Below are 1,775 nucleotides of genomic sequence, written 5' to 3'. Positions count from 1 at the left end.
GTGTTGAGGTGTAATCCACAATTATTGATTCTTTGTGATCAGGCAGAAACACCACTTCACGAAATGCAGTTAGAAATAGAAGATAATTTTAAAGATAGTGTTTGTGAATTGTTTATCGTAAATATCCAAAATTATGGAAGGCTTAAAAGCTTGTTTGAGACGTACAGGCCGGAAATAATATTCCACGCAGCAGCTTTAAAACATGTGCCAATGATGGAGCATAACCCGTCGGAGGCCATTTTGACTAACGTGATGGGCACCAAAAATCTTGCAGATCTGGCAATTGACTATGATGTAGAAAAATTTATAATGATATCTACAGATAAAGCTGTAAATCCAACAAATGTGATGGGGGCATCGAAGAGGATCGCAGAAATCTATATTCAGTCCCTTCAAAATTATCAAACTGATGTGGTTCATAGAACAAGGTTTATCACTACCCGGTTTGGAAATGTACTGGGGTCAAACGGGTCAGTTGTTCCACGATTTAGGGCGCAAATTGAAATGGGAGGGCCTGTTACGGTAACCGATCCAAACATAACAAGATATTTTATGACGATTCCTGAAGCAGTACAATTAGTGCTGGAGGCATCAGTAATGGGTAAAGGTGGTGAGATATTTATTTTTGATATGGGTGAGCCAATCAAAATTTTGAACTTGGCTGTAAATATGATCAAGTTAGCTGGGTTTATGCCTTACACCGATATAAAAATTTGCTTCACCGGACTAAGACCAGGTGAGAAATTGTATGAAGAGCTGTTGAATAAAACTGAAAAGGTTGTTCCAACTTATCATGAAAAAATTAAGATATCGAATGTAATTTATTATCCCTACGAATATGTACAACGAAATATAGACGAGTTATTGGCATTGAACTGCTCGAACAATGATAAAGAGGTTGTTCGAAAAATGAAGGAGATCGTTCCTGAATATGTTAGTGCAAATTCAACTTATCAGAGTATGGATGTAGTAAATGTGGAAACTGGAGATCTAATGGATGTTAGTGTTGAACCAGGCGTGAGCTGAGATTGCTGCTTTTAATATCTGTATATCTACCTAGAAATATGCGAAAAAATAAAGGCGAATTTATATGGGATCAAGTTTTAATGAAATCTCCATAATGCAAACCTGTGCAGGAATCAGTTTGTGGTCCTATTGGGACATGGACTTAGTCTGCCGTTTTGCAAATAAGGAGTTTTTTAAATGGTGTGGCAAGACTCCTGAAGAATTGTTAGGTATTATAAGCCTAAGAGTTTTGTTTAATGGTAGCTATCATGAACATCACCTGCCATACGTGAATAAGGTTCTGGATGGCCAGGTCCAAAAGTATAATTCAGAAATTAAGCTGATTAATAGACAGAAATGTTCGGTAACCATCATCTATTATCCTGATGTTGAAAATGGAAATGTAGTCGGTTTTTTTGCAAACATTTATAATAAAAATTTACCCGGATTGATGGATGAGAAACTTCTGGGCGATCAATTTAACATTAATCATGAAGCAATGCTGGGCCATGATACAGCAAGTAATAAGAGCCATCAGATTGCGGATTATCTTGGAACAGTCATTCTGTCTGGTTTTCCCAAGGTTGAGCACCTTTCGATTTTACACAATATTTCGGTTTCTAAATTGATGCGTGATTTTAAAACCACTTATCAAACAAGCCCCTATCTTTATTTCAGACGCTTGCAAATGGAATTTGCCGAACAGTACATAAGCAGGACAGGCTGCAGTAAAAAACAGATGGCCTTTATGCTTGGTTTTTCAAATCCCC

General features: G+C 37.1%; 2 protein-coding genes. Both read left to right on the top strand.

Translation table 11 applies throughout. The annotated features are described in order from the left end of the window. Positions 1–1,026: UDP-N-acetylglucosamine 4,6-dehydratase family protein (locus tag AC1DDX_RS27115; protein WP_477622995.1), on the top strand; the 1,026-nt coding region annotated here is incomplete at its 5' end. A gap of 64 nt (positions 1,027–1,090) precedes the next feature. Next, positions 1,091–1,775 (top strand): hypothetical protein (locus AC1DDX_RS27110; RefSeq protein WP_477622994.1); only part of this gene is annotated, 685 nt, incomplete at its 3' end.

The organism is Pedobacter sp. 10L46_2 (genome assembly GCF_056395165.1).
The sequence above is the reverse complement of the archived record's forward strand: the minus strand, read 5'-3'. Positions and strand labels throughout refer to the sequence as shown.